Source organism: Microvirga aerilata (assembly GCF_016743775.1).
GTDB lineage: Bacteria > Pseudomonadota > Alphaproteobacteria > Rhizobiales > Beijerinckiaceae > Microvirga > Microvirga aerilata.
On sequence record NZ_JAEQMY010000302.1, the window covers coordinates 1 to 1,139 of the forward strand.

The 1,139-nt window shown below is 65.8% G+C and carries 1 protein-coding gene; it reads right to left on the reverse strand.

The window, feature by feature from the left end; translation table 11 throughout:
- The coding region (locus tag JKG68_RS32480; protein ID WP_246516133.1) for an RHE_PE00001 family protein at nt 1-1,139 on the reverse strand (1,139 nt) is incomplete at both ends.

Consider the following 1,139-nt stretch of genomic DNA (forward strand, 5'->3'; position numbering starts at 1 on the left):
GCGCGGTAGCGGGTGCGTCCGGTGAGTTCCCGCGGCCGGGCGCCTCCGAGTTGTGCCAGCATCAGGTCGACGGCCTTGGGCGTGACCCTCAAGAGCTTGGCGCCAAGCGGTACCGTCACCAGCGGACGCGACAGGAACAGCTCGACTAACCCCGGCAGCTTCGAGTTGCTGCGGCATTGGGCGGTGACACGGTTCATCAGCTCACGGGCAAGGATGAGCCGATCGAGATCCTTGTTGGCGATGCTCAGCGCCTCTTCGATCACCTGGCAGAAGCCATCGAGCTTCTCTTTCGCCCCTTCCCTGCCCTGCGGCCGGAACTTGGATTGCTTGAACCCAGCGGCCAGCGGCAGCAGGTAGGCTGTCAGCCCCCGTGCCCGCAGGAGGGATGCTGCCATGGTCAGGCCGAGCCAGGGCAGGCGGGTGTAGAGGTTGAGATCAAGCCAGGCATTCCAGGCCACAGCCGCTGCCGCCACAGCGGGCCAGTGGCTGGTGCGCTTGACGAAGTCGAGCCACAGATCCTCGTTCTCCGCCTCATCGTGATCCGAGTCATAGACCAAATGCGAGCGGCTCCTGGGCAGCGGGGTCTCGCCGGCCAGCACCTTGCTGGTGCGATCCAGCAGGGCATCGATCTCGGCAAAGTGCACCTTCCACGGATCGGCATCGTTGGCATAGGGCGGATACGCCTCGTCATCGTCCGGATCCGGCCGCTTGCCCTTTGACCTGACGGTCCTCTGCCCAGCCACGCCGCCGATGCCCCGTAAAGCGGCCAAGCCATCAATGGACACAGGCCAGGGCGCCTTCCGAGCCATGGCCGTGCGCCGGGACCGCAGGGCGGCAGCGGCCCGGGTGAGTTCGTGGGTAGGGCTGCGGACATCCATGCCGGCATCGTGCAGCACCAGATCACCCACATCGACGAGATGGCCATCCAGGAGCAGCGACCGGACCGCTTCGGTGATGTCGCAGCGCGACTGCCAACCTGCTGACAGGCCGGAGGCCTCCAATCGAGCGTCGAAGCGCAGGATGCTGATGGTGATCTGCTCCAGGCGGCCGGCAATGGTCTCCCATGGCAGCACCGGCAGGTCATAGGTACGAGGAGCCAGATGCTCCTCGTCATGATCCCCTCCCCTGCTCCCGAAAGC